General features: G+C 49.2%; 20 protein-coding genes. 18 read left to right on the forward strand and 2 right to left on the reverse strand.

What is annotated here, in order from left to right; genetic code table 11:
• The first annotated feature begins 33 nt into the window (after positions 1 to 33).
• Complete coding sequence (locus tag GVJ32_RS06685; RefSeq protein WP_159239254.1) at positions 34 to 1,041, forward strand: 2-dehydropantoate 2-reductase; 1,008 nt, start codon at positions 34 to 36, stop codon at positions 1,039 to 1,041.
• Here the strand turns inward: GVJ32_RS06685 and GVJ32_RS06690 are convergent.
• The gene (locus GVJ32_RS06690) at positions 1,021 to 1,806 is read right to left on the reverse strand and encodes a hypothetical protein (protein WP_159239255.1); all 786 of its coding nucleotides are present in this window, start codon (positions 1,804 to 1,806) and stop codon (positions 1,021 to 1,023) included. The two genes, GVJ32_RS06685 and GVJ32_RS06690, sit on opposite strands and share 21 nt — an antisense overlap.
• A gap of 527 nt (positions 1,807 to 2,333) precedes the next feature.
• Here GVJ32_RS06690 and GVJ32_RS06695 point away from each other — a divergent pair.
• Positions 2,334 to 3,572 carry an alginate export family protein gene (locus GVJ32_RS06695; protein ID WP_159239256.1) on the forward strand — a complete coding sequence of 413 codons (1,239 nt, stop codon included), beginning with the start codon at positions 2,334 to 2,336 and terminating at the stop codon, positions 3,570 to 3,572.
• 120 nt (positions 3,573 to 3,692) lie between these two features.
• Here GVJ32_RS06695 and GVJ32_RS06700 read toward each other — a convergent pair whose 3' ends face one another.
• A complete protein-coding gene (locus tag GVJ32_RS06700) occupies positions 3,693 to 4,088 on the reverse strand; it encodes a hypothetical protein (RefSeq protein ID WP_159239257.1) in 396 nt (131 codons plus the stop codon).
• A 323-nt stretch (positions 4,089 to 4,411) separates the two neighbouring features.
• On the opposite strand from GVJ32_RS06700, the gene mpl reads away from it, so the two are divergent.
• The 16 genes from mpl (at position 4,412) to lipA (ending at position 20,699) form a co-directional block, all read left to right on the forward strand.
• A complete protein-coding gene (mpl, locus tag GVJ32_RS06705) occupies positions 4,412 to 5,794 on the forward strand; it encodes a UDP-N-acetylmuramate:L-alanyl-gamma-D-glutamyl-meso-diaminopimelate ligase (RefSeq protein WP_159239357.1) in 1,383 nt (460 codons plus the stop codon).
• On the forward strand, positions 5,791 to 6,390 hold the full coding sequence (locus tag GVJ32_RS06710) for a flavin prenyltransferase UbiX (RefSeq protein ID WP_200841352.1): 600 nt from the start codon (positions 5,791 to 5,793) through the stop codon (positions 6,388 to 6,390). The genes mpl and GVJ32_RS06710 overlap by 4 nt, the downstream gene beginning before the upstream one ends.
• Before the next feature lie 95 nt (positions 6,391 to 6,485).
• The gene (locus GVJ32_RS06715) at positions 6,486 to 9,026 is read left to right on the forward strand and encodes an efflux RND transporter permease subunit (RefSeq protein WP_159239259.1); all 2,541 of its coding nucleotides are present in this window, start codon (positions 6,486 to 6,488) and stop codon (positions 9,024 to 9,026) included.
• Complete coding sequence (locus tag GVJ32_RS06720) at positions 9,026 to 9,631, forward strand: LON peptidase substrate-binding domain-containing protein (RefSeq protein ID WP_159239260.1); 606 nt, start codon at positions 9,026 to 9,028, stop codon at positions 9,629 to 9,631. The genes GVJ32_RS06715 and GVJ32_RS06720 overlap by 1 nt, the downstream gene beginning before the upstream one ends.
• A gap of 164 nt (positions 9,632 to 9,795) precedes the next feature.
• Positions 9,796 to 11,052, forward strand: a complete 1,257-nt coding sequence (locus GVJ32_RS06725) for a glutamate-5-semialdehyde dehydrogenase (RefSeq protein ID WP_159239261.1) — start codon at positions 9,796 to 9,798, stop codon at positions 11,050 to 11,052.
• Complete coding sequence (gene nadD / locus GVJ32_RS06730; RefSeq protein ID WP_159239262.1) at positions 11,053 to 11,727, forward strand: nicotinate-nucleotide adenylyltransferase; 675 nt, start codon at positions 11,053 to 11,055, stop codon at positions 11,725 to 11,727.
• Between the two features lie 13 nt (positions 11,728 to 11,740).
• A complete protein-coding gene (rsfS, locus tag GVJ32_RS06735) occupies positions 11,741 to 12,085 on the forward strand; it encodes a ribosome silencing factor (protein ID WP_159239263.1) in 345 nt (114 codons plus the stop codon).
• Positions 12,075 to 12,542, forward strand: coding sequence for a 23S rRNA (pseudouridine(1915)-N(3))-methyltransferase RlmH (gene rlmH, locus GVJ32_RS06740; protein ID WP_159239264.1), 468 nt, complete (start codon positions 12,075 to 12,077; stop codon positions 12,540 to 12,542). The genes rsfS and rlmH overlap by 11 nt, the downstream gene beginning before the upstream one ends.
• Positions 12,543 to 12,554: 12 nt before the next feature.
• Positions 12,555 to 14,459 (forward strand): penicillin-binding protein 2, encoded by a 1,905-nt coding sequence (mrdA, locus tag GVJ32_RS06745; RefSeq protein ID WP_159239265.1) that lies wholly within the window; start codon positions 12,555 to 12,557, stop codon positions 14,457 to 14,459.
• The gene (rodA, locus tag GVJ32_RS06750) at positions 14,452 to 15,597 is read left to right on the forward strand and encodes a rod shape-determining protein RodA (RefSeq protein ID WP_159239266.1); all 1,146 of its coding nucleotides are present in this window, start codon (positions 14,452 to 14,454) and stop codon (positions 15,595 to 15,597) included. The genes mrdA and rodA overlap by 8 nt, the downstream gene beginning before the upstream one ends.
• Positions 15,598 to 15,611: 14 nt before the next feature.
• Complete coding sequence (gene mltB, locus GVJ32_RS06755) at positions 15,612 to 16,631, forward strand: lytic murein transglycosylase B (RefSeq protein WP_235035070.1); 1,020 nt, start codon at positions 15,612 to 15,614, stop codon at positions 16,629 to 16,631.
• Positions 16,628 to 17,494, forward strand: coding sequence for a septal ring lytic transglycosylase RlpA family protein (locus tag GVJ32_RS06760; protein WP_159239268.1), 867 nt, complete (start codon positions 16,628 to 16,630; stop codon positions 17,492 to 17,494). The genes mltB and GVJ32_RS06760 overlap by 4 nt, the downstream gene beginning before the upstream one ends.
• A gap of 20 nt (positions 17,495 to 17,514) precedes the next feature.
• Positions 17,515 to 18,678, forward strand: a complete 1,164-nt coding sequence (locus GVJ32_RS06765; RefSeq protein ID WP_159239269.1) for a D-alanyl-D-alanine carboxypeptidase family protein — start codon at positions 17,515 to 17,517, stop codon at positions 18,676 to 18,678.
• Between the two features lie 40 nt (positions 18,679 to 18,718).
• Entirely contained in the window at positions 18,719 to 19,018 is a 300-nt protein-coding gene (locus tag GVJ32_RS06770) for an HP0495 family protein (protein WP_159239270.1), read from the forward strand.
• Positions 19,018 to 19,701 carry a lipoyl(octanoyl) transferase LipB gene (lipB, locus tag GVJ32_RS06775; RefSeq protein WP_159239271.1) on the forward strand — a complete coding sequence of 228 codons (684 nt, stop codon included), beginning with the start codon at positions 19,018 to 19,020 and terminating at the stop codon, positions 19,699 to 19,701. Before GVJ32_RS06770 ends, lipB begins: the two co-directional genes overlap by 1 nt.
• 26 nt (positions 19,702 to 19,727) lie before the next feature.
• Positions 19,728 to 20,699, forward strand: a complete 972-nt coding sequence (lipA, locus tag GVJ32_RS06780; protein ID WP_159239358.1) for a lipoyl synthase — start codon at positions 19,728 to 19,730, stop codon at positions 20,697 to 20,699.
• Positions 20,700 to 20,766: the final 67 nt, after the last annotated feature.

Here is a 20,766-nt window from a genome sequence, read left to right on the forward strand (position 1 = left end):
GTTTTAGGAATAACTGCGAAGACGGAGTAATACATGGCCTTACGGGTTGGCATAATTGGCGCGGGTAGCATCGGTTGCTATGTTGGCGCCGCGCTGATGATGGGCGGCGCTGAGGTGAGTTTTCTCGGTCGTGAACGTATAGCTGCGGAATTGGCCGAGCATGGTTTGCGAATTAGTGACTACCGTGGATTAAATCACCATATTCCCGCCGCCCAGCTGCGGTTTTACACTGATATAGCGGCAATGGCGGATCGCGATTGCGTGATAGTGACGGTGAAATCCGGTGACACTGACGCTATTGCGGCGGAATTAGCCACGATCTTGGATTCACGGGCTACGATTATTAGTTTGCAAAATGGAGTCGGCAACGCCGCATTGCTACAGCGAGCGATGCCACAAAACACGATTTTGCCGGGTATGATCGCCTTTAATGTGCTGCAGAGTGGCAAAGGCTGTTTTCATGCCGGAACCGATGGCGAGGTCATAATTCAAGATGCGCCGATGACTGAAGAGCTGGCAGGTTTTTTTAGGGCGAGTGCGACGCCCTTTGCCGCCAATATTGATATGCGTTCAGTGCTGTGGTCTAAATTATTATTGAATTTAAACAACCCAATTAATGCTTTGTCGGGTATCGGATTAAAAGACGAGTTATCGCAACGTGCTTATCGCTGCTGCTTGGCTGCGCTACAGCGCGAGGCCTTGACGGCGATTAAGGCGGCAAATATCCCCCTGCAAAAGTTGACGGCGGTGCCGGCTGATTGGCTGCCGGCGGTCTTAAGTTTGCCCGATTTTATATTTAAACGCCTTGCGCAGCCCATGCTGGCAATTGATCCGCTGGCGCGGTCGTCAATGTGGGAGGATTTAGAGCGCGGGCGTAAAACCGAAGTGGAATGGCTAAATGGCGAAGTAATACGGCTAGCCGCCGCAAACGGCCTTACTACGCCGGTGAACGAGCAGGTTCGCGCCTTAATTCAGCTTGCTGAGCAGGGCGGTCGCAGGGATTATAGTGGGGATGAGCTACTAGCGATTATCCGCACTTAGTTTTAAATTCTGCGCCATGTTAGCCACCCGACGTTTCCCCCCGGGGTAGCTCACTACCATGCGGCCGCCCATTAGGCGGTAGTTAAATTGCATGGCCCATTCTTCATTTTTATCGATTGTATATACTTTGCCATCCACGGCTTTCCAGCGCCGCTCGATGCCGCCCCCGCAGGGGTCTTTTGGTGTTTGAGCTTTGCGAGTGTCTACGCCATAGCTTGCCTCGCAGAGTGTGCCGTCATCTTTAAAGCTAATCGCCCACTGCTCTCCTAGGTAAGGCTGGTCTAATTTTCCGTCGGGTTCGGCGATGGTGAACCATGTCCCTAAAATGGCAGTGTCTATCGGAGCTTGCTGGGTATTTGCAGTGAAGATAAGCCGCTCTTTGGTTTTGCCATTATCGTCATTTAAGGTCAGCCGCAGGCGAGAGTCGTCGATCCGTTGTATTTCAAAGCTGCGTTCGCCGCCGACATTATCGCTACTCCCAAACAGGGGTTTATAGCTTCCTGTTATCTGCATTTTGTTTACGCCGCCCATAAGTAGGTAGCGGTTGCGTGTATCACCCATTTGTAATTTTGCAGTGACCATAGACTGAAAGGTTTTATTGGCTTCTAGCTGCAGTACCCACGTATTGCCGTCAACGTCGGCAAAGTACCTGTCTTGAAAACCGCTAACTTCAGCTTGCAGGGGGGGAGAGCAAAGTAGTGCCAAATAAAGAGAGGCGCCAAGCCGCTTGGCGTATAGGCGGGCTATGCGCAGGATTTTGACCATGACTATCTTCCCCTTGTTTATTGTTTGAGTGGGGTCGTTAACGTTTTCAATGTCACATCATAGTGTATTTGTTACAGGATATCGAAATTCCGTTTTAGCAGACGGGTTGGGAGGGGGCTTTGCTAAAAAACAGGGCGAGGCGGGCGTTCATCGGGGGTGTCCCCGTATTCCTGGCGGCCCATTTAATTATGGATCAGTTATAAAAGTGCACACAATGCACCTTTTGTAATCTTGGGTTTTAATTTGTATTTATTTGGTGCATTTCTGCACATTAGGTGGGATTTGTGGTTTTTCTTATATGTTCGATTATGATGCATTTTTTAGAAAGCCTTAATATTTGTGAGTATTGTGTTGTTTTAACTTGTTGATTTTTAATATATAAATATTATTTTTTCATTTATTTTTAATGCTGGCTCTATATTTGCTTAAGCATCGACGAGATCGTCTGATTATTTATAAGTGGTTGTGATATTTTGCGACCTATTGGCGCTTAAGTCCGTTAAGTCTAGAGGTGTATATTGAAGAAAATGAATTTTTCGCGAGCAGTGCTTGTTCTAGGTGCGGCTTGTGCCACTCAATCGTCCGTTGCCGCTGAGTCAATTAGCGAGGCCTTTACTAAAGGTGAGGCGCATTTAAATTTACGTCTGCGCTATGAGTCGGTAACTGAGGATCAAAGTGCTGGCGAAAATACCGGCAGCGCCCTGACGCTGAAGAGTCGTCTGAATTTNAAAACAGAGGCTTATCATGGTCTGACTGCTTTTGTAGAAATGGACGACGTGAGCAATTTTGCGGGGAGTTCAAACGATGGCGTAAATGGTGAGATTTCTGAGCCGTTAATTGCAGATCCGGTTGGTACAGAGTTGAATCAGGCCTTTCTTGCGTATAAAAACTGGAGTACCGAGTTTAAATACGGTCGGCAGCGAATCACCTTGGATAATTTACGTTTCGTTGGTCATGTTGCGTGGCGTCAAAATGAGCAGACATATGATGCTCTGTCGGTGGCGAATTCTAGTGTCGATAAACTTAAGTTGAGTTATACGCATATATCGAATGTGAACCGTATTTTTGGTGAGGACAGTACGGTTGGCGATATGGAAATGGATACCCATTTAATTAATGCGAATTATAGCTTTGCAGCCGGTATTCTATCTGGCTATGCCTATTTGTTGGAAAGTGATGACAATTTTGCCGGTTTTAAGCGTGTGGATACCGATACCTACGGTGTGCGCTGGCAGGGGAAGGCCGGCCTTGTCGCGTATAACCTTGAGTATGCCACCCAGAAAAGTAGTGGTGACAACCCTGCGGATTATACTGCCGACTATATGTTAGCGGAGGCAAATATTGATATTGCCCCCGTCGTGCTTGGCTTAGGTTACGAAGTCCTAAGTGCTGATGACGATGGTTTTTTTATTACGCCATTGGCGACATTGTTTAAATTCCAAGGCTGGACAGATAATTTTGTAAACAGGGGTTTAGGTAATATAAGCGAAGGTGTTAAAGACGCTTATTTAACGGTATCAGGTGCTGCTTATGGTATGAATTGGCAGCTGGCCTATCATGACTTTAGTTCCGACCAGGATAGCGTCGCTGGTGGCAGTGATTTGGGTTCCGAGCTGGGAGCTGTTGTAGGCAAAGCTTGGGGGCCTTATTCCGCGGAGCTACGCTACGCCAGCTACAGCGCGGGTGATTCATCGCCATTTAATGGCGGTGGCTTGACGCTGATTGATACCCAAAAAGTGTGGCTCACCTTTACGGCAAATTTCTAGCTTATAGTGACGGCTTTGCATTGCGGAGGAGTCGTGTGAATACGGAGTTAGCATTAGCACAGTTGGCCTTTTGTATAGATAGAGGGCCGCTAACTCCGTTAGGTGTACAGGGAGTGAAGATTAAAAAATGGCGCCTTCAGTCGCGCCACCGAGAAGGGGGATCGCAGCCATATCGGTAATATTGAGGAGCAGCGGTGTCAGTCCACCTAGTTCGAGTGCTGTTCCAGACGCTGTCAGTCCATCAATTGCGGTGATGACGACGTCTAATCCGTCTACCGGAAATGGGAGTGCGGTGTTGAGTGTTGTGTTGAGTAGTTCGCTGCTTAGGCCCGTTAAGCTGCCAACCAGTTCATTGCTAGCAAGTAGGCTACTTACAACTGGAAGTGCTGATTGACTTGCGAGGCCGGTGCCGGAAGAAAGTAAGCCCCCGAGTATTCCCGCCGATCCCATTTGCGAGTGCGCGTGGCTAGTCACAGAGAGCGCGGTGCAAAGCAGTATTATATTTAAAGGTTTCATTGCAGTTCCTAAAGGCTCAGCCATCATAGGCTGTGTGTGATTATTGTGTGCAAAGATAGTATCTGGATGGTTTTGATCGAGCAATTCCGCGGCTGNCTTTTTGGGATGCGGTGCTCAATCGTGGCAATTAATACGGGATGATTAGGGGTATAGATTTAGCAGGTGTGTTTTATTCATTTGACGGCGGTGGCAGGAGGCGCCGCGCTTCGTCAAAATTTGTTACTAGCTTAAAATGTCAGTACAAGGCTGTCGCCATAGCATAGAGCTGGCGCGATAGCGGTGATACCATGCCACACAGAATTTTCTGCGTGGCGTTTTTGTATATGCACCTACATATTTTAGGTATTTGCGGTACGTTTATGGGCGGTTTGGCTATTCTCGCAAGAGAGTTAGGACACACCGTTACGGGCTCGGATGCCAATGTGTATCCGCCAATGAGCACACAGCTAGAAGCTCAGGGTATTACCTTGATGGAAGGCTATGACCCCGCCCATTTGTCACCCGAGCCTGATCTGGTGATTATTGGCAATGCCATGTCGCGGGGCAATCCGGCGGTTGAGCATGTTTTGAATCGTGGCATTCCCTACACCTCTGGCCCTCAGTGGCTTAGCGATCATGTATTGCAAAGTCGCTGGGTATTGGCCTGTGCGGGCACCCACGGTAAAACCACCACCAGCAGTATGTTGGCCTGGGTATTAGAGGATTGCGGTTTTCAGCCGGGGTTTTTGATTGGTGGCGTGCCGGCGGATTTTGGTTTGTCAGCGCGCTTGGGCGGGTCAGATTTTTTTGTTATTGAAGCTGATGAGTACGACAGCGCTTTTTTTGATAAGCGGTCTAAGTTTGTCCATTACCGTCCCTATACCGCTATTCTTAATAATCTAGAATTTGATCACGCTGATATTTTTGATGATCTGGCTGCAATTCAACGCCAGTTCCATCATTTGGTGCGTACTGTGCCGGCTATTGGGCGCATTGTTATACCGGCGGCGGAACCGGCATTAGATGCTGTGCTCGATATGGGGTGCTGGAGCGAGGTCGAGCGAGTGAGTCCGCACCGTGATCAAGTCGCGCAATGGCAGGCTGAAATACAAAGCGATGATTTCTCTACATTTGATGTGCTTTATTGCGGTGTTGTACAGGGCCGGGTGTCCTGGGCGCATACCGGTGAGCACAATGTAAATAATGCCTTGGCGGCGCTAGCTGCTGCTCATCATATTGGCGTGCAGCCTAAAGACGGTATTGCTGCGCTGTGTGAATTTAAAGGTGTAAAACGTCGTATGGAGCTGCTGGCTACCGTTGGTGGTATTGCGGTATACGATGATTTTGCTCACCACCCGACGGCAATAGCGACGACCTTGGAAGGTCTGCGTGGTCGTGTAGGCGAGGGACGAATTGTGGCGTTGATTGAACCGCGTTCGAATACTATGCGTATGGGTGTGTATAAAGACCGTCTCGCGCCTGCCACAGCCAGTGCCGATGAGGTGATTTGGTATCAACCTCCAGGTTTGGATTGGTCTTTGGATTCAGTTATTGCACATAGCCCTACGCCGGCGCGATTAAGTACTGATCTTGATCGCAGCGTGAGTGAATTGGCGGCTTCGCTGAAAGCGGGAGATCACCTAGTCATTATGAGTAACGGCGGATTTGGCGGTGTGCATCAGCGTGTATTGAAGGCCCTGCGAAGTCGTTGGGAGGCAGCCGAATGAAGTCGGTAACGCTGGCGATGACCGGCGCATCTGGTGCTCAGTACGGTTTGCGCTTGTTGGAATGTTTGCTTGCGGCGGGTTGTCAGGTGCATTTTATGATCTCTAAGGCTGCGCTGTTGGTCGTTGCAACTGAGACCGATCAGCCCTTGCCAGCGCGGCCAAATGCATTGTTAGCCCACTTGTGCGAACGATTTTCTTGTACGCCAGAGCAGCTTAAAGTACATGGGCCGGAGGATTGGATGGCCGCTGTTGCATCTGGTAGTGGCGCGCCGTCGTCAATGGTAGTGTGTCCGGCGAGTACCGGCACCTTGTCTGCAATAGCTTGTGGTGCCAGTAATAATTTAATTGAACGGGCGGCGGATGTTGCGCTCAAAGAGCGCCGTCAACTGATATTGGTGCCACGGGAAATGCCCTTGTCGGCTATTCATTTGCAACACATGCTCAGTTTGACGCAAATGGGCGCGACCATTATGCCGGCGTCACCGGGGTTTTATCGACAGCCACAAAGCGTGGCCGATCTAGTTGATTTTGTGGTGGCGCGGATTTTAGATCATTTGGGTGTTGAGCAAACCTTGCTGCCACGTTGGGGTGAGTAATCGATATTATTGCTGGTCACGCGGGTGGTGAGCAATTTAAGAATACGTACCGGATGTACACAATCCGGCAAAAAACGGCTTATTGAGGGACTAGCATGGCTGCGGCGCTGTTTTCATTATATCAACGCATAATTTTAAGAAATGCATTCTGGGTCATGGTACTGCTATTGGCGGGGGTGGGTTGGTTGTCGACCTATATTCCCGTAATGAAGCTAGATGCGTCTGCGGATGCCTTGGTGCTAGAGGGTGATACCTCGCTGGAATATTATAGGGAAATCAGCAAGCGCTACGGGTCGGAAGATTTTTTACTCGTAACCTATCAACCCAAGGGTGATCTTTTTGCTCCCGAGCAATTACAGACCTTGGACGAGTTGCGTGGGCGTATGGCCTTGCTGCCAAATGTGTCGTCCGTTAATTCCATTCTCGATATCCCACTACTACAAAGTCCCCGCGTTTCACTGAGTCAAGTTACTGGCGGTGAAATTCCCACTCTGCGTAGCCCCGATATTGATATCGAGCAAGTAAAAAGGGAGTTAGCTAATAGCCCAATTTATAAATCTTTGCTCACTAGCGTTGACGGCAGCACCACAGCGATTCAGGTTAATTTAAAGCGTGATGAGCGCTATTTTGAACTGCTGAATGAGCGCGATGCGCTGCGTGCAAAAGCGGCAACGCAAGAATTAAGTTCGGCAGAGCGCAGCGAGCTGAGCGTGTTAGAAAAAACTTTTGCCGATTACACCGGCGAAATACATGAGCGGCAGGCTGAATTAGTCGCACAGGCGAGAGATATTGTTAAGGATTACCGCGGCGACGCTACAGTATTCCTCGGTGGTGTACCAATGATCGCCGTGGATATGGTCGACTTTGTAAAAAGCGATTTGCGGGTGTTCGGTACGGGTATTTTGATCTTTATTGTCGTGCTCTTAGTGGCTATTTTCCGCAGCTGGCGCTGGACTTTATTACCCTTGTCGACCTGCGTGCTCACCGTGGTCTTTATGCTAGGTTTACTGAGCTTTTTAGACTGGCATTTAACGGTGATTTCCGCGAACTTTGTGGCTTTACTGCTAATAATTACGTTGTCGATCACCATTCATTTGGTGGTGCGCTTTAGGGAATACGCTGCCGCGCAACCCAATGCCGACCAATTTACTCTGGTTTCCGAAACGGTTGGCGTCATGCTGCGCCCCTGTATTTATACCGCCTTAACAACCTTGGTGGCTTTTGCGTCGCTGGTGGTAAGCGGTATTCGTCCTGTTATTGATTTTGGCTGGATGATGACCATTGGTGTATTAGCGGCCTTGGCAATGACGTTTATCGTATTGCCTTGTGTGCTGATGTTACTGAAGTCCCGCGCGGAAAAGGGTGGCAATGATGAGTCAGCAACCTTTACGCGTTATTTTGCTGTCGCTACCGAGCATTACGGCAAAACAATTTTATTTGTTTCTGCGGGCTTGCTAGCACTGAGTGTGTGGGGCATTTCACAGCTTAAAGTAGAAAATCGCTTTATCGATTATTTCCATGACACCACCGAAATTTATCAGGGTATGGAAACCATCGATTCTGAACTGGGTGGCACTATCCCGCTGGATATTATTTTAGACCTGCCGAAGGCTAAGCCAGTGGCGGCTAAACCTGCAGCGGCGGCTGATGATTTCAGCAGCGATTTTGCTGATGACTTCAGTGACGACTTTGGTGATGATTTTGGCGGTGATGACTTTGGTGGTGGCAGTAGTGCGTCGCAAAGTGAATGGTTCACCGTGGCGGGTATGAAGCGCGTTCAATCTGTGCATGACTACGTTGACAGTCTGCCAGAGACCGGCAAGGTGTTGTCGCTCGCAACCTTCTACGACGTGATGCAAATCGTTATGGGGAATGTCGATGATCTGCAACTGGCATTGGCGCAGCGCTCATTGCCAGAGTCGATTACCTCGATACTGGTTGATCCTTATCTGTCGACCGATGTAGATCAGGTGCGTATCAGTGTGCGGGTGAAGGAAACGAGCCGAACTTTACATCGTCAGCAATTATTGACAAATGTTCGCGCTCACTTAATTGATGAGCTGGGCTTTGAGCCCGAACAGGTTCACCTAACCGGTATGTTAGTGCTGTACAACAATATGCTGCAAAGCCTGTTTACCTCGCAAATTATGACTTTAAGCGCGGTGTTTGTGGCGATTTTAGCCATGTTCGTGGTGCTATTCCGCTCCTTGAGTTTAGCCTTTATTGCACTGACCCCTAATTTATTGGCAGCCGGTGCGGTATTGGGTGGAATGGGCTTGGTAGGCATTCCGCTCGATATGATGACGATCACCATTGCGGCGATTACTGTGGGTATTGGTGTGGACGACACCATCCACTATGTTCACCGTTTTAAAGAAGAGTTTGCCAAGGATCGGAATTATTTGGCTGCGATGTATCGCAGTCATGCCAGTATCGGTAAGGCTATGTATTACACCTCGATCATTATCGTCTTTGGTTTCTCAATTTTGGCCTTGTCTAATTTCACGCCAAGTATTTATTTTGGCCTATTGACGGGCCTTGCGATGCTAGCGGCCTTACTGGGTGCGATGTTGTTATTGCCTAAGCTCATTTTGTTGATCAAACCGCTGGGGCCAGAGGCGGGAGAGAAGGCTTGATGTCTACTGTCGCCACGGAGCTAGCGCTGTTTCCTTTGCGTACGGTCTTATTTCCTGGTGGCCGAATGGGCCTGCGGATATTTGAGCGTCGCTATTTGGATATGGTGCGCGACACGCTTCGTGAACAAGCTAGCTTTGGCATTGTGTGGATGCCAGAGGGCGGCAAGGAAGTGATGTCGCCAGGTGAGCGGCCTGCAAGTCTAGCGCTGATTGGCACTGAGGCGCGGATTGCAGATTGGAACCAGTTACCCGATGGCCTCCTTGGTATTGTTGTCGAGGGTGGGCGTCGCTTTAAAATTAATCATGCTCGGCAGGCCGATAGCGGTTTATATATGGGGGATGTGGATTGGCTTGCGGAGCAGTCTGATCAGCCCTTACCTCCTCGCAGTGAGGAGTTGCACGATTTACTGCGCCAGCTTGGTGAGCATCCCCATATTCAGCGCCTAGGCATGGCTGTGGATGTTGAAGAGGCGGGAGCCTTAGCAAATCGTCTTGCCCAGCTTTTACCTTTGCCAGAAGAGCAGGCCTATCAATTATTGAGTATTGATGAGCCGTTGCAGCGTTTAAATACCCTTCATGATGTTCTCGATGGTCTTGCCAGCTAGCTTCCCTAGTAATTGTCGATAGTGAGACCATTTCCAATCCGTTATACTAGCCGTCATTTTTTATCCTCAGCAGTGCCACTTCGCTGAGGATTTTCGTTCTGCAGAACGAATTCAGTGCAAAATCTTGTGTATTGATGGCACAGGGTGCGGGGAAAATAGAGTCAATGGATATTAAACAATATATGGCGCAGCTAGGCCGACAGGCTCGGCAAGCGTCACGGGCAGTTGCTGCCGCTGACAGCGGTATGAAAAATCGCGCTTTGCTGGCGATGGCTGCGGCAGTAAATACGCGTCGGCAAGACATATTGGCAGCCAATGCCAAAGATCTCGCCGCGGGCGAAGCAAGCGGCTTAGAACCTGCCTTGATGGATCGCTTGGCACTAGATACCAAGGGCATCGACGGTATTATCGAAGGTCTGCAGCAAGTGGCAGCATTGGCTGATCCTGTTGGTGCTATTAGTGATATGAATTATCGGCCCAGCGGTATTCAAGTGGGTAAAATGCGGGTGCCACTCGGCGTTATCGGCATTATTTATGAGTCGCGTCCCAATGTGACCTTAGAGGCCGCCAGCCTGTGTTTGAAATCCGGTAACGCGGCGATTTTGCGCGGCGGTTCTGAAGCGATTCACTCAAACCAAGCGTTGGCGCTGTGTATTCGTGAAGGCTTGGTCGCGGCGGGTTTACCCGAAACTGCGGTTCAAGTGCTGGAAACCACCGATCGCGCCGCAGTCGGTGAATTAATCACCATGCCAGAATTTGTCGATGTGGTGGTGCCACGCGGCGGTAAAGGGCTTATTGAGCGTATTGCACGCGACGCTACCGTCACAGTGATTAAGCATCTAGACGGTATTTGCCATGTTTATATTGATGACGCAGCCGATGCTGATAAAGCGTTTAATATTGCTTTAAATGCGAAAACCCACCGTTACGGTACCTGCAATACTATGGAAACTTTGCTTGTCGCCGAGAGCCGCGCAGAAGAGTTGTTGCCTAGAATTGCCGATGCAATGATTGAGAAAGGCGTGGAGTTGCGGGGTTGCCCGCGCACCCGTCAGGTTTTAATGGGTGCCGCTGACGCAACGGATGAAGATTGGGCGACAGAATATTTGGCGCCAATATTGTCTATTCGGGTGGTCGCGGGGCTTGAAGAGGCAATGGACCATATAGCCCAATACAGCTCGGGTCACACGGAATCTATCGTTACCGAGAATTACACCACTGGTCGTCGTTTTTTGCGTGAGGTGGACTCAAGCTCGGTGATGATTAATGCGTCCACTCGCTTTGCCGATGGCTTTGAATATGGCCTTGGCGCTGAGATTGGTATCTCTACCGACAAAATTCATGCTCGCGGGCCTGTGGGCCTAGAAGGCCTTACCTCACAGAAATATATTGTGTTAGGTGATGGCCATATTCGTGGCTAAATGACAGATTTTTCGCAGCAAGCGTCGGTGAATTCAGTCGCCATTTTTGGCGGTACCTTTGACCCTATACACAATGGTCATTTGCGTTCGGCCATTGAAATTAAAGAAGCGCTTGGCGTGGACGAATTGCGCTTAATGCCCAGTCATCGCCCACCTTTACGTGGTGAGCCCGGTGCAGAAAGTCGCCAGCGTTTGGCGATGGTGGCAGCGGCTGTAAACGGCCAGTCTGGCTTGCGAGTTGATGATCGTGAGTTATTCCGCGATGGGCCATCGTATACGGTTGATACTCTGCGGGATTTGCGAGCGGAGCTGGGGGCGGCGGTTTCCTTAACTGTGGTGATGGGCAGTGATGCCTTTAATCAATTACATCGCTGGCAGGATTGGCAGTCGCTGTTTAGTTTGGCTAATGTGCTGTTGCTGCATCGGGCGGATTACCCCCTTGCGGCTGATGCTGCGGTAACAGAGTTTGTTGAGGCGCGGCGGGTCGCCGAGGCCAGTGTGTTAACGGCGGTGAGCGCCGGTGGTTTTTATGAGTTAGGTCTGATTCAGCTGCCCATTTCGGCAACCGATATTAGACAACGGCTGGCCTCCGGCAGGTCGATTAGTTACCTTGTTCCCGACGTTGTCGCGGACTATATCGCTGAACACGGTTTATATACACAGTGTAAGACATAGGAATTCCTGTTTGATGGATGCTGAACAACTAAAAAAGCTGGTTATCGACTCGCTTGAAGATGTAAAAGGTCGCGATATTGTGGCCTTAGATGTGCGTGACATGAGCGGCGTAACCGACTTTATGGTGGTGTGCAGTGGCACCTCTAATCGTCACGTAAAATCCCTGGCAGATAATGTTTGGGTTGAAGTGAAAAAGCGCGGAATCGTGCCGCTGGGTATGGAAGGTGAGAATACCGGCGATTGGGTCTTGGTAGACTTGGGCGATGTTGTGGTGCATGTGATGTTGCCAGAAGCGCGCTTATTCTACGATCTAGAGCGCTTGTGGCAAGTTCCTGTGCCGGGAAGCGATGAGAGTTAGCCTAATTTGCATCGGCACTAAAATGCCGGCGTGGGTTGAGGACGGCGTAGCGGAATATCGCAAGCGTCTTCCGGCGGAAATTAATTTTGAGATTAAAGAATTGCCCCTGCCTAAACGGGGCAAAAATACCGATATTCGTCGTGCGATCGCCCAAGAAGGCGAAGCGATGACGGCGGCGATTCCCACTGGTGATAAAGTGATTGCCCTTGATGTATTGGGTAAGGCTGTGAGTACTGAAGGTTTGTCAGAGGCGCTGCGAAGTTGGCAGATGGACGGTGACAATGTCAGTATTTTGGTTGGCGGCCCCGATGGCTTAAGTGCATCGTGTTTGGCTTTGGCAAAGCAGAAATGGTCGCTGTCTGCGATGACCTTGCCACACCCGCTGGTGAGGGTGATATTTGCCGAGCAGCTTTACCGCGCTTGGACTATTCTCAATAATCATCCCTATCATCGCTAATGGCTGAGTAAAATGAGACGACGCCAGCAGCTTAAAAATACATTTTACGAACGCCGCGTTTATCGCCATCGGGTCACTGTCTCAATTCTGATTGTGCTAACCATGACCATGATTTTGGTGGGGCGTTACTCTCAGCTGCAAATCTCTGACTACGATATATATAAAACGCAATCTGATCGAAATCGTATTCAGCTTTTACCTATAGCTCCTAAGCGCGGCTTAGTTTTTGATCGCAACGGTCTTCTGCTTGCTGAGAATATTCCGAGCTATACGCTTACTGTGGTAAAGGAGCGGGTTCGGTCACTGGACGATACACTGGCGATCATCAACGAAATCATTCCCCTTAGTGAAGACGATATTGAGCAATTCCGTAAGCGTTTAAGTCGACGCCGGCCCTATGAAGCCGTACCACTGAAGTTTCGTGTCAGCGATGAGGATATTGCTAAGTTAGCGGTAAATCGTCATCGCGTACCGGGGGTGGAGATTGATGCACAGCTGGTGAGGCACTATCCGCAGGGTGAGTTATTTGCCCATATGCTGGGTTATGTAGGACGAATTAGTGAGCGCGAAGTAGATGTTATTGATCCAGTTAATTACAGCGGTACCCACTATATTGGCAAAATCGGTTTAGAAAAATATTACGAAGAGCTATTGCACGGCACTGTCGGCTATCAAAACGTAGAAAGTAATGCTCACGGTCGTATTTTGCGGGTATTGGAGCGCCATGATCCCCTGCCGGGTGGCGACATTACCTTAAATGTAGATGCCTACGTTCAGCAGGTCGCCTATGAAGCCTTAAAAGATCAGCGCGGAGCAATTGTCGCGATGGATCCTCACACCGGCGGTATTATCGCCATGGTGAGTGCGCCAGGCTACGACACTAATTTATTCGTGAACGGTATCAGTTCTGTCGATTACAACGCTCTGCAAAATAACCCTGACCTTCCTTTGTATAACCGAGCATTACAGGGGCAGTACCCACCGGCCTCGACGATAAAACCGATGTGGGGTTTGGCCGGCTTACACTACGGTGTGGTGACGCCAGCAACCCGTATTGCTGATCCAGGTTGGTTTAGCTTACCGGACGATAGTCGTCGCTATCGTGACTGGAAACGCGGTGGACACGGTGCTAGCGTGAATTTAGAGCAGGCAGTTGTGCAATCCTGTGATGTGTATTTTTATGAGTTAGCCTACAAATTGGGGATTGATCGCTTACATAGTTTTGGCACTCGCTTTGGCTTGGGTGATGTTACCGGTATTGATAATACCAATGAGCGAGCGGGTTTAATGCCATCACGAGAGTGGAAGGAGAAAAGCCGAGGCGGGCATTGGTACCCAGGTGAAACGATTAATGTTGGTATCGGTCAAGGGTTTATGCTGGCGACGCCCCTGCAATTGGCGGTAGCGACGTCTGTTGTCGCGTCTAGGGGTGAGCTGCGGGCGCCGCGCTTGCTAGCATCAGTGGGCGAGGAGGCCGTGGTAGCACCTCTGCTGGGTAAGATGGAAGATGTCTCGAGTGCGCATTGGGACGCCATTACTCGATCAATGGAAGAAGTGGTGAATGGCGCGCGCGGTACGGGTCGCGGTTTGAAGGCCGGTTTGACTTACCGTATGGCAGGTAAGAGTGGTACTGCGCAGGTGGTCGGCATTGCAGCCGGTGCAAAGTATGATTCTAACGCCATACATGCGCGCAACAGGGATCACGCCTTGTTTATTGCTTTTGCGCCGGCGGACGATCCTAAGATTGCGGTGGCCGTGGTTATTGAAAATGGTGAGCATGGTGGCAGTGTGGCTGGGCCCGCAGCGCGTAAGGTAATGGACGCGTACTTGTTAGGTAAGCCTAAGTCGGATCTTGTTCCAGCGGGCACCGTTGGTCCAGTCGTGACTGTTTCCGTCGGAGCTGAAACGAATGAGTAATTCTGATTTTTTGCGGCAAATGCCCGGTGATAGCCGGAGTATGAGTAATCCGCGCAGTATCAGCCAGCGTTTACATATTGATATTCCTCTACTGGTCTTATTGTTAATTTTGGCTGGGGTGGGTTTGTCGGTGTTATACAGCGCAAGCGATGGCAGTATGGCGACGGTGTTACGCCAAGGGCGTTTTCTGTCGGTCGCTTTTGTGGTCATGATTGTCGTGGCTCAGTTTCATCCGGAGCAGTTGCAGCGCTGGGCACCTTTTGCCTACATTGGTGTGCTGCTTTTGCTATTGGCGGTAGACTTTGTCGGTGTGGGGGCAAAGGGCGCGCAGCGCTGGCTGGGTGTTGGTGGCTTTCGGTTTCAGCCTTCGGAATTAGCCAAGTTAGTACTGCCAATGGCGGTGGCATGGTATTTGTCGACCCACCCTTTACCGCCTAGTTTTCGCCATACCGTAATTAGCCTGCTGTTAATATTGTTTCCCACGGTGTTGATTGTAATGCAGCCGGATTTGGGTACCTCTATATTGATCGCCACCTCGGGTATCTTTGTGCTGTTTTTAGCGGGAATCAGTTGGGCATTTATCGCCTCGTGCTTTGGTCTAGTCGGGTTGATGGCCTATCCAATGTGGGAATATGTACTCCACGACTACCAGCGTCAGCGAATTTTGACACTGCTGAACCCTGAACTTGATAAATTGGGTGCGGGTTGGAATATCATTCAGTCAAAAACAGCGATTGGTTCTGGTGGCTTTGAGGGCAAGGGCTGGCTTCAGGGCACGCAGTCACATTTAGACTTTTTGCCAGAAAGCCACACAGATTTCATCATCGCCGTGTTGGCAGAAGAATTCGGTCTGAGAGGGGTATTGCTGTTATTGTTGCTCTATGGCTTGATTATTAGTCGAGGCCTTTGGATTGCATCGCAGGCAAAACATTGCTTCGGTCGCCTATTAGGCGGGAGTATTATTCTCACTTTCTTTGTCTATGTATTCGTAAACATGGGCATGGTGTCAGGTTTACTGCCGGTGGTGGGTGTTCCCTTGCCACTGGTAAGCCAAGGCGGTACCTCGCTGGTCACCTTGTTAGTGGGGTTTGGAGTTTTGATGGGTATTTGCGCAGACGAGCGTTTAGTACACCAATAATGATAGGACACAACGTGAAAATACAAAATAAGCAAAGACACACAGTTAAAAAATTACTTGGTGGTGCGCTTGCTGCATTGCTGATTTCTACGACTGCACAGGCGGATTACAGTAGTAATCCCGGCGCAGAAGCCTTTATTAAAACGATGGTCGAAAAGCATAATTTTGATCGCGATTGGGTGTTGGCTATTTTGAAGCAAGCCGAACCTAAACAGTCCATCTTAGATGCAATGTCGCGACCAGCAGAGTCAGTAATGACCTGGGGCCGCTACCGCAATATTTTCATTCAAGACTCTCGCATTACCCAAGGTGTGCAGTTTTGGAAGGAGCATAGAGAGGAGCTAGCGCGGGCTGAGAAAGTGTCTGGCGTTCCGGCTTCGATGATTGTCGGCATTATTGGTGTCGAAACTCGTTTTGGTCGCAATATGGGTAGCTACCGTGTGGTTGATGCTTTGGCAACCTTGGGTTTTGATTTTCCGCGTCGCAGCACATTCTTTCTTGGTCAGTTAGAAGAATACATGCTGATGGTGCGTGAGCAAGATATTGAACCTTTTAGCTTAAAAGGTTCTTATGCTGGCGCGATGGGCTATGGTCAGTTTATTCCCAGTAGCTATCGCGCCTATGCAGTTGATTTTGATGGCGACGGCAAAATCGATATCGTAAATAATACAGTCGATGCTATTGGCAGCGTGGCAAATTACTTCAAACGCCACGGCTGGCGCAGTGGCCAGCCGGTGGTAGCTAGCGCAGTGTTAAAAGAGGGTGCTGACCAGAGCCTCTTCAATGCAGGCCTTAAGCCTGTTAAAACAGTTGCTCAGCTTAGTCAGGCAGGTATAGGTAGTGATCACAAGTTGGCGCCTGAGCAAAAAGCCACCGCTATGAAATTAGATGGTGAGAAGGGCGACGAGTACTGGATCGGCTTGCAGAACTTTTATGTGATTACACGCTATAACCACAGCGCAATGTATGCAATGGCGGCGTATCAGCTTAGTCAGTTAATTGCGGCGGAAATGCATGAGGCGACGGAATCTTGATATATCGTGTTCTCGCGATGGCTGCTCTACTTGTGGCGGCGGCCTGTGCGCCGTTGTCACCGGTTGAAGAGGATACACTTCCGGCCGGTACCGCCGCTAAAACGCCAGCGAATACCCAAGGTAAATCGCGTTATAAGTTTGATCAAGACGGTGCTCCACTTACGAAGTTAGATCCAAGTACTATCGTTGATGCTAAGCCCCGTCATGAGCTTATATTGGCTGCCGGGAATATGAATCCCTATGTGGTTCGTGGCAAAGAGTATCAGCTCATTGACCAGTATCGTGGTTATAAAGAGCGAGGTATTGCGTCGTGGTATGGAACCAAGTTTCATGGTCATGCAACGTCTAACGGCGAAATTTATAGCCTCTATGAAATGAGCGCGGCTCACACACGATTACCGATTCCGATTTATGTCAAAGTCACCAATTTAGATAATGGTCGGACGGCGGTTGTGCGGGTGAATGATCGCGGACCGTTTCATTCAGATCGCATAATTGATCTTTCCTACGCTGCTGCGGTGAAGCTCGGTTATGCCGATAAGGGAACCGCGCGGGTAGAAATTGAGGTCATTGACACGGATAATGGCAGCGTAGCAGCAGACGCGAATAATGCACGGTATTATTTGCAAGTAGCAGCGTTTACTAAGCTGGCGTCGGCAGCGGCGTTGCAACAGCAATTAAGTGTAGATTTGGGCTATCCAGTGATGGTCGCCTCTAGTGGTAATAATGAATCTGCAATGCATAGAGTTAGAGTTGGACCGTTTGTAAATTATTCGTCCGCTCAGGCTGCAAAAAAAGTATTACAAAAACAATGGTCCGGTGAATCCCACTTAGTGGTCGAAGCCGGTGATTCCAGAAGTTAATGAGAGCAGATAAGGGTCTTATGTTTAAGCAAATGTTTGCAGCCGTTGCGGCAACAGTGATTATGTCGTCAGCAAGTTTGGCGCAGCCAGATCTAGTTCCAGCGGCGCCGAGTGTTGCGGCATCGGCTTATTTTTTGATGGACGCCAATAGCGGCAAGGTGTTGATCGAACACAATGCTGATGAGCGTTTACCGCCAGCCAGCCTGACCAAGTTAATGACGAGCTACGTGCTGTCGTATGAGCTTGAGCGTGGCCAAGTCAGCAATGACGATCTAGTGACTATTAGTCAAAATGCGTGGGCGCAAAATCCTATTTTTAATGGTTCGTCATTAATGTGGATTGAGGTTGGCAAGCAGGTGTCGCTGGGTGAATTGCATAAGGGCGTGGTGATATCTTCTGGCAATGATGCCAGTGTTGCTGTTGCAGAGCATGTTGCGGGCAGCGAAGACGCTTTTGCCAGTATGATGAATCAGCATGCGGCAATGTTGGGTATGACGAATAGTCATTTTGTTAATTCGCACGGACTGCCTGACCCTGATCACTATACCTCTGCGCGGGATTTAGCGATTCTATCTAAGGCGATTATTTCTTATAAAAATGAGTATGCGCTTTATAGTGAACGTGATTTTATTTTCAATAATATCCGCCAAAGTAATCGCAATGGTTTGCTGTGGAGTGATCCAACAGTAGATGGTTTAAAAACGGGACACACAACAACCGCAGGTTACTGTTTGGTTACTTCCGCAAAGCGTGAGGGTATGCGTTTAATCGCGGTAGTGATGGGAACCAGCAGCACGCAGGCCCGTGAGCGCGAAACTCAAAAGTTACTATCATACGGCTTCCGTTATTTTGAAACTCACCAGCTCTATGCCGGTGGTACTGAGCTTATTCGCGCTAAAGTTTGGAAAGGTGGTAGCGAAGAAGTAAGTTTAGGTGTGCAGAAAGACGTTTTTATCACTATTCCAAGGGGTAAAAGCGATACTTTAGATGCTCAATTAAATGTAGACGAAGTATTGATCGCACCGATCGCCGCTGATCAGGAACATGGTGAGTTAGTGGTTAATATGGATGGCGCTGAAAAGCTGCGAGTACCGCTGGTGGCCTTAGAGGCTGTTGAAGAAGGCGGTATCCTTAAGCGTCTTTGGGATAGCGTAGTCCTGTTCTTTGTGAGCTTGATCTCCTGATAGCTAGATTGTGCGCGGGGAAATCCCGCGCGAGTATATTATGAATAGATTTACTAAGACTGAATCCACTGAAGCCAAAACTGGCAATCCTCAGCTGGAATTTCCTTGTGAATATCCCATTAAAGTTATCGGTATTGCAGACCAAAACCTTCGGCAGTGCGTTATTGATATTATGCGTGCTAATGCAGGCGATATTGACGAGTCGCAGATAACCGAACGTGAAAGTAGCGAAGGTCGCTTTGTTTCCGTGACCGTCGTTATTACCGCTACTGGCAAGCCCCAGCTCGATACAATATTTGCAGAGTTGAAAGCAACTGGCATTGTTAAAATGGTGCTTTAATGAGTAGGCCGGACACGCTTTGGCTGCGTAAATTAGGGCGTCAAAGCTATGAGCCTGTGTGGCGTGCCATGCAGCACTATACCGACACCCGTGATGTTGATAGTCCTGATGAGCTTTGGTTTTTAGAACACGACGCCGTATTTACCCAAGGACAGGCAGGTAAAGCCGAGCATATTTTAATGCCGGGTGATATTCCCGTTGTACAAGTTGATCGAGGCGGCCAAGTTACCTATCACGGTCCAGGGCAATTAGTTGGTTACGTGCTAGTTGATTTGCGGCGCTTAGGCATGGGAATACGAGATTTAGTTACAGCGATAGAAAACAGTATTGTGGCGGTATTGGCAGAGTTAGATATTCCTGCCCATCCGCGAGCTGATGCGCCCGGAGTCTATGTTGATAGTGGTGCTAAAATAGCTCAGCTTGGATTACGTGTACGGCGTGGAAGCACGTTTCACGGGTTGAGCTTGAATATAGATATGGATCTTAGCGTGTTTCAGCGTATTAATCCCTGTGGGCATCAGGGTATGGCGGTGACGGATATTCGTCGCCAACGAAGTGCTAAACTGCCATCTCAAAATGAGCTTACCAGTATGTTAAGTGCCGAATTAGCTAACTTGCTGGGCTATTTACATTGTCGGGAGGTGAGCGAACACTGTTTACCCGATACATCGGGGGTATTATGAAGTCAGAGCAAGAAGGCGCAGTGGGAATGATCCCAAAAGCCGCCGCAAAAAAAGTTGTTCAGGGCGAGAAGTTGCGCGGGGCCGAAAAAGTTGCCCGCATTCCGATCAAGGTTATTCCCACAGTTGAGTTGCCAACCAAGCCATCCTGGATACGAGTCAAAATGTCTACTGGCCCAGAAGTGAGCCGGATCAAGAGTATTTTGCGTAAACATAAATTGGCGTCGGTATGCGAAGAAGCGGCGTGTCCCAACTTGGGTGAATGCTTTAGTGGCGGAACCGCGACCTTTATGATTATGGGTGAAATTTGTACCCGTCGTTGCCCGTTCTGCGATGTCGCCCACGGGCGGCCCAATGCGCTGGATGAGAATGAGCCGCGTGAATTGGCAGAAGCGATTGCCGAAATGAAATTAAAATACGTNGTAGTGACGTCGGTGGATCGTGATGATTTACGTGACGGTGGTGCCCAGCATTTTGCTGATTGTATCCGTGAAACTCGTGCTCGTAGTCCAGAAATTCGCATCGAAGTCTTAGTGCCAGATTTTCGCGGCCGGATGGATATCGCCTTAGATATTTTAGAAAAAGACGCACCAGATGTGTTTAATCATAATCTTGAATCGGTGCCGAGTTTGTATAAAAAAATACGTCCAGGTTCAGATTACCAGTGGTCCTTAGACTTGCTTAAAAAGTACAAAGAGCGCCGCCCCGATGTATTGACCAAATCCGGCTTAATGTTAGGGTTGGGTGAAACTGCGGAAGAACTGATTCAAGTAATGAAAGATATGCGTGCCCACGACATTGATATGATTACCATGGGGCAATATTTACAGCCTAGTCGTGATCATTTGGCGGTTGAGCGTTTTGTTACTCCAGAGGAGTTTGACGAGTTTGGCCGTATTGCAACTGAGCTTGGCTTTAAAAGCGTCGCCAGTGGCCCCTTAGTTCGGTCCTCCTACCATGCAGATAAACAAGTTGATTTAAGCCTACTTAAATCAATGTAATGCGTGTTTCATTAGTTTGATTGAGGCACCTGATATCCAGCTGGGTACAGGTGCCAAAACCCCTCGC

Source organism: Zhongshania aliphaticivorans, from assembly GCF_902705855.1.
GTDB lineage: Bacteria > Pseudomonadota > Gammaproteobacteria > Pseudomonadales > Spongiibacteraceae > Spongiibacter > Spongiibacter aliphaticivorans_B.

What these genes read in the sequence shown, in the direction of transcription:
- GVJ32_RS06685 (WP_159239254.1), top strand. Translation starts at nt 34, where the DNA reads ATGGCCTTACGGGTTGGCATAATTGGCGCGGGTAGCATCGGTTGCTAT.
- GVJ32_RS06690 (WP_159239255.1), bottom strand. Translation starts at nt 1,806, where the DNA reads ATGGTCAAAATCCTGCGCATAGCCCGCCTATACGCCAAGCGGCTTGGC.
- GVJ32_RS06700 (WP_159239257.1), bottom strand. Translation starts at nt 4,088, where the DNA reads ATGAAACCTTTAAATATAATACTGCTTTGCACCGCGCTCTCTGTGACT.
- mpl (WP_159239357.1), top strand. Translation starts at nt 4,412, where the DNA reads ATGCACCTACATATTTTAGGTATTTGCGGTACGTTTATGGGCGGTTTG.
- GVJ32_RS06710 (WP_200841352.1), top strand. Translation starts at nt 5,791, where the DNA reads ATGAAGTCGGTAACGCTGGCGATGACCGGCGCATCTGGTGCTCAGTAC.
- GVJ32_RS06715 (WP_159239259.1), top strand. Translation starts at nt 6,486, where the DNA reads ATGGCTGCGGCGCTGTTTTCATTATATCAACGCATAATTTTAAGAAAT.
- GVJ32_RS06720 (WP_159239260.1), top strand. Translation starts at nt 9,026, where the DNA reads ATGTCTACTGTCGCCACGGAGCTAGCGCTGTTTCCTTTGCGTACGGTC.
- GVJ32_RS06725 (WP_159239261.1), top strand. Translation starts at nt 9,796, where the DNA reads ATGGATATTAAACAATATATGGCGCAGCTAGGCCGACAGGCTCGGCAA.
- nadD (WP_159239262.1), top strand. Translation starts at nt 11,053, where the DNA reads ATGACAGATTTTTCGCAGCAAGCGTCGGTGAATTCAGTCGCCATTTTT.
- rsfS (WP_159239263.1), top strand. Translation starts at nt 11,741, where the DNA reads ATGGATGCTGAACAACTAAAAAAGCTGGTTATCGACTCGCTTGAAGAT.
- rlmH (WP_159239264.1), top strand. Translation starts at nt 12,075, where the DNA reads ATGAGAGTTAGCCTAATTTGCATCGGCACTAAAATGCCGGCGTGGGTT.
- mrdA (WP_159239265.1), top strand. Translation starts at nt 12,555, where the DNA reads ATGAGACGACGCCAGCAGCTTAAAAATACATTTTACGAACGCCGCGTT.
- rodA (WP_159239266.1), top strand. Translation starts at nt 14,452, where the DNA reads ATGAGTAATTCTGATTTTTTGCGGCAAATGCCCGGTGATAGCCGGAGT.
- GVJ32_RS06765 (WP_159239269.1), top strand. Translation starts at nt 17,515, where the DNA reads ATGTTTAAGCAAATGTTTGCAGCCGTTGCGGCAACAGTGATTATGTCG.
- GVJ32_RS06770 (WP_159239270.1), top strand. Translation starts at nt 18,719, where the DNA reads ATGAATAGATTTACTAAGACTGAATCCACTGAAGCCAAAACTGGCAAT.
- lipB (WP_159239271.1), top strand. Translation starts at nt 19,018, where the DNA reads ATGAGTAGGCCGGACACGCTTTGGCTGCGTAAATTAGGGCGTCAAAGC.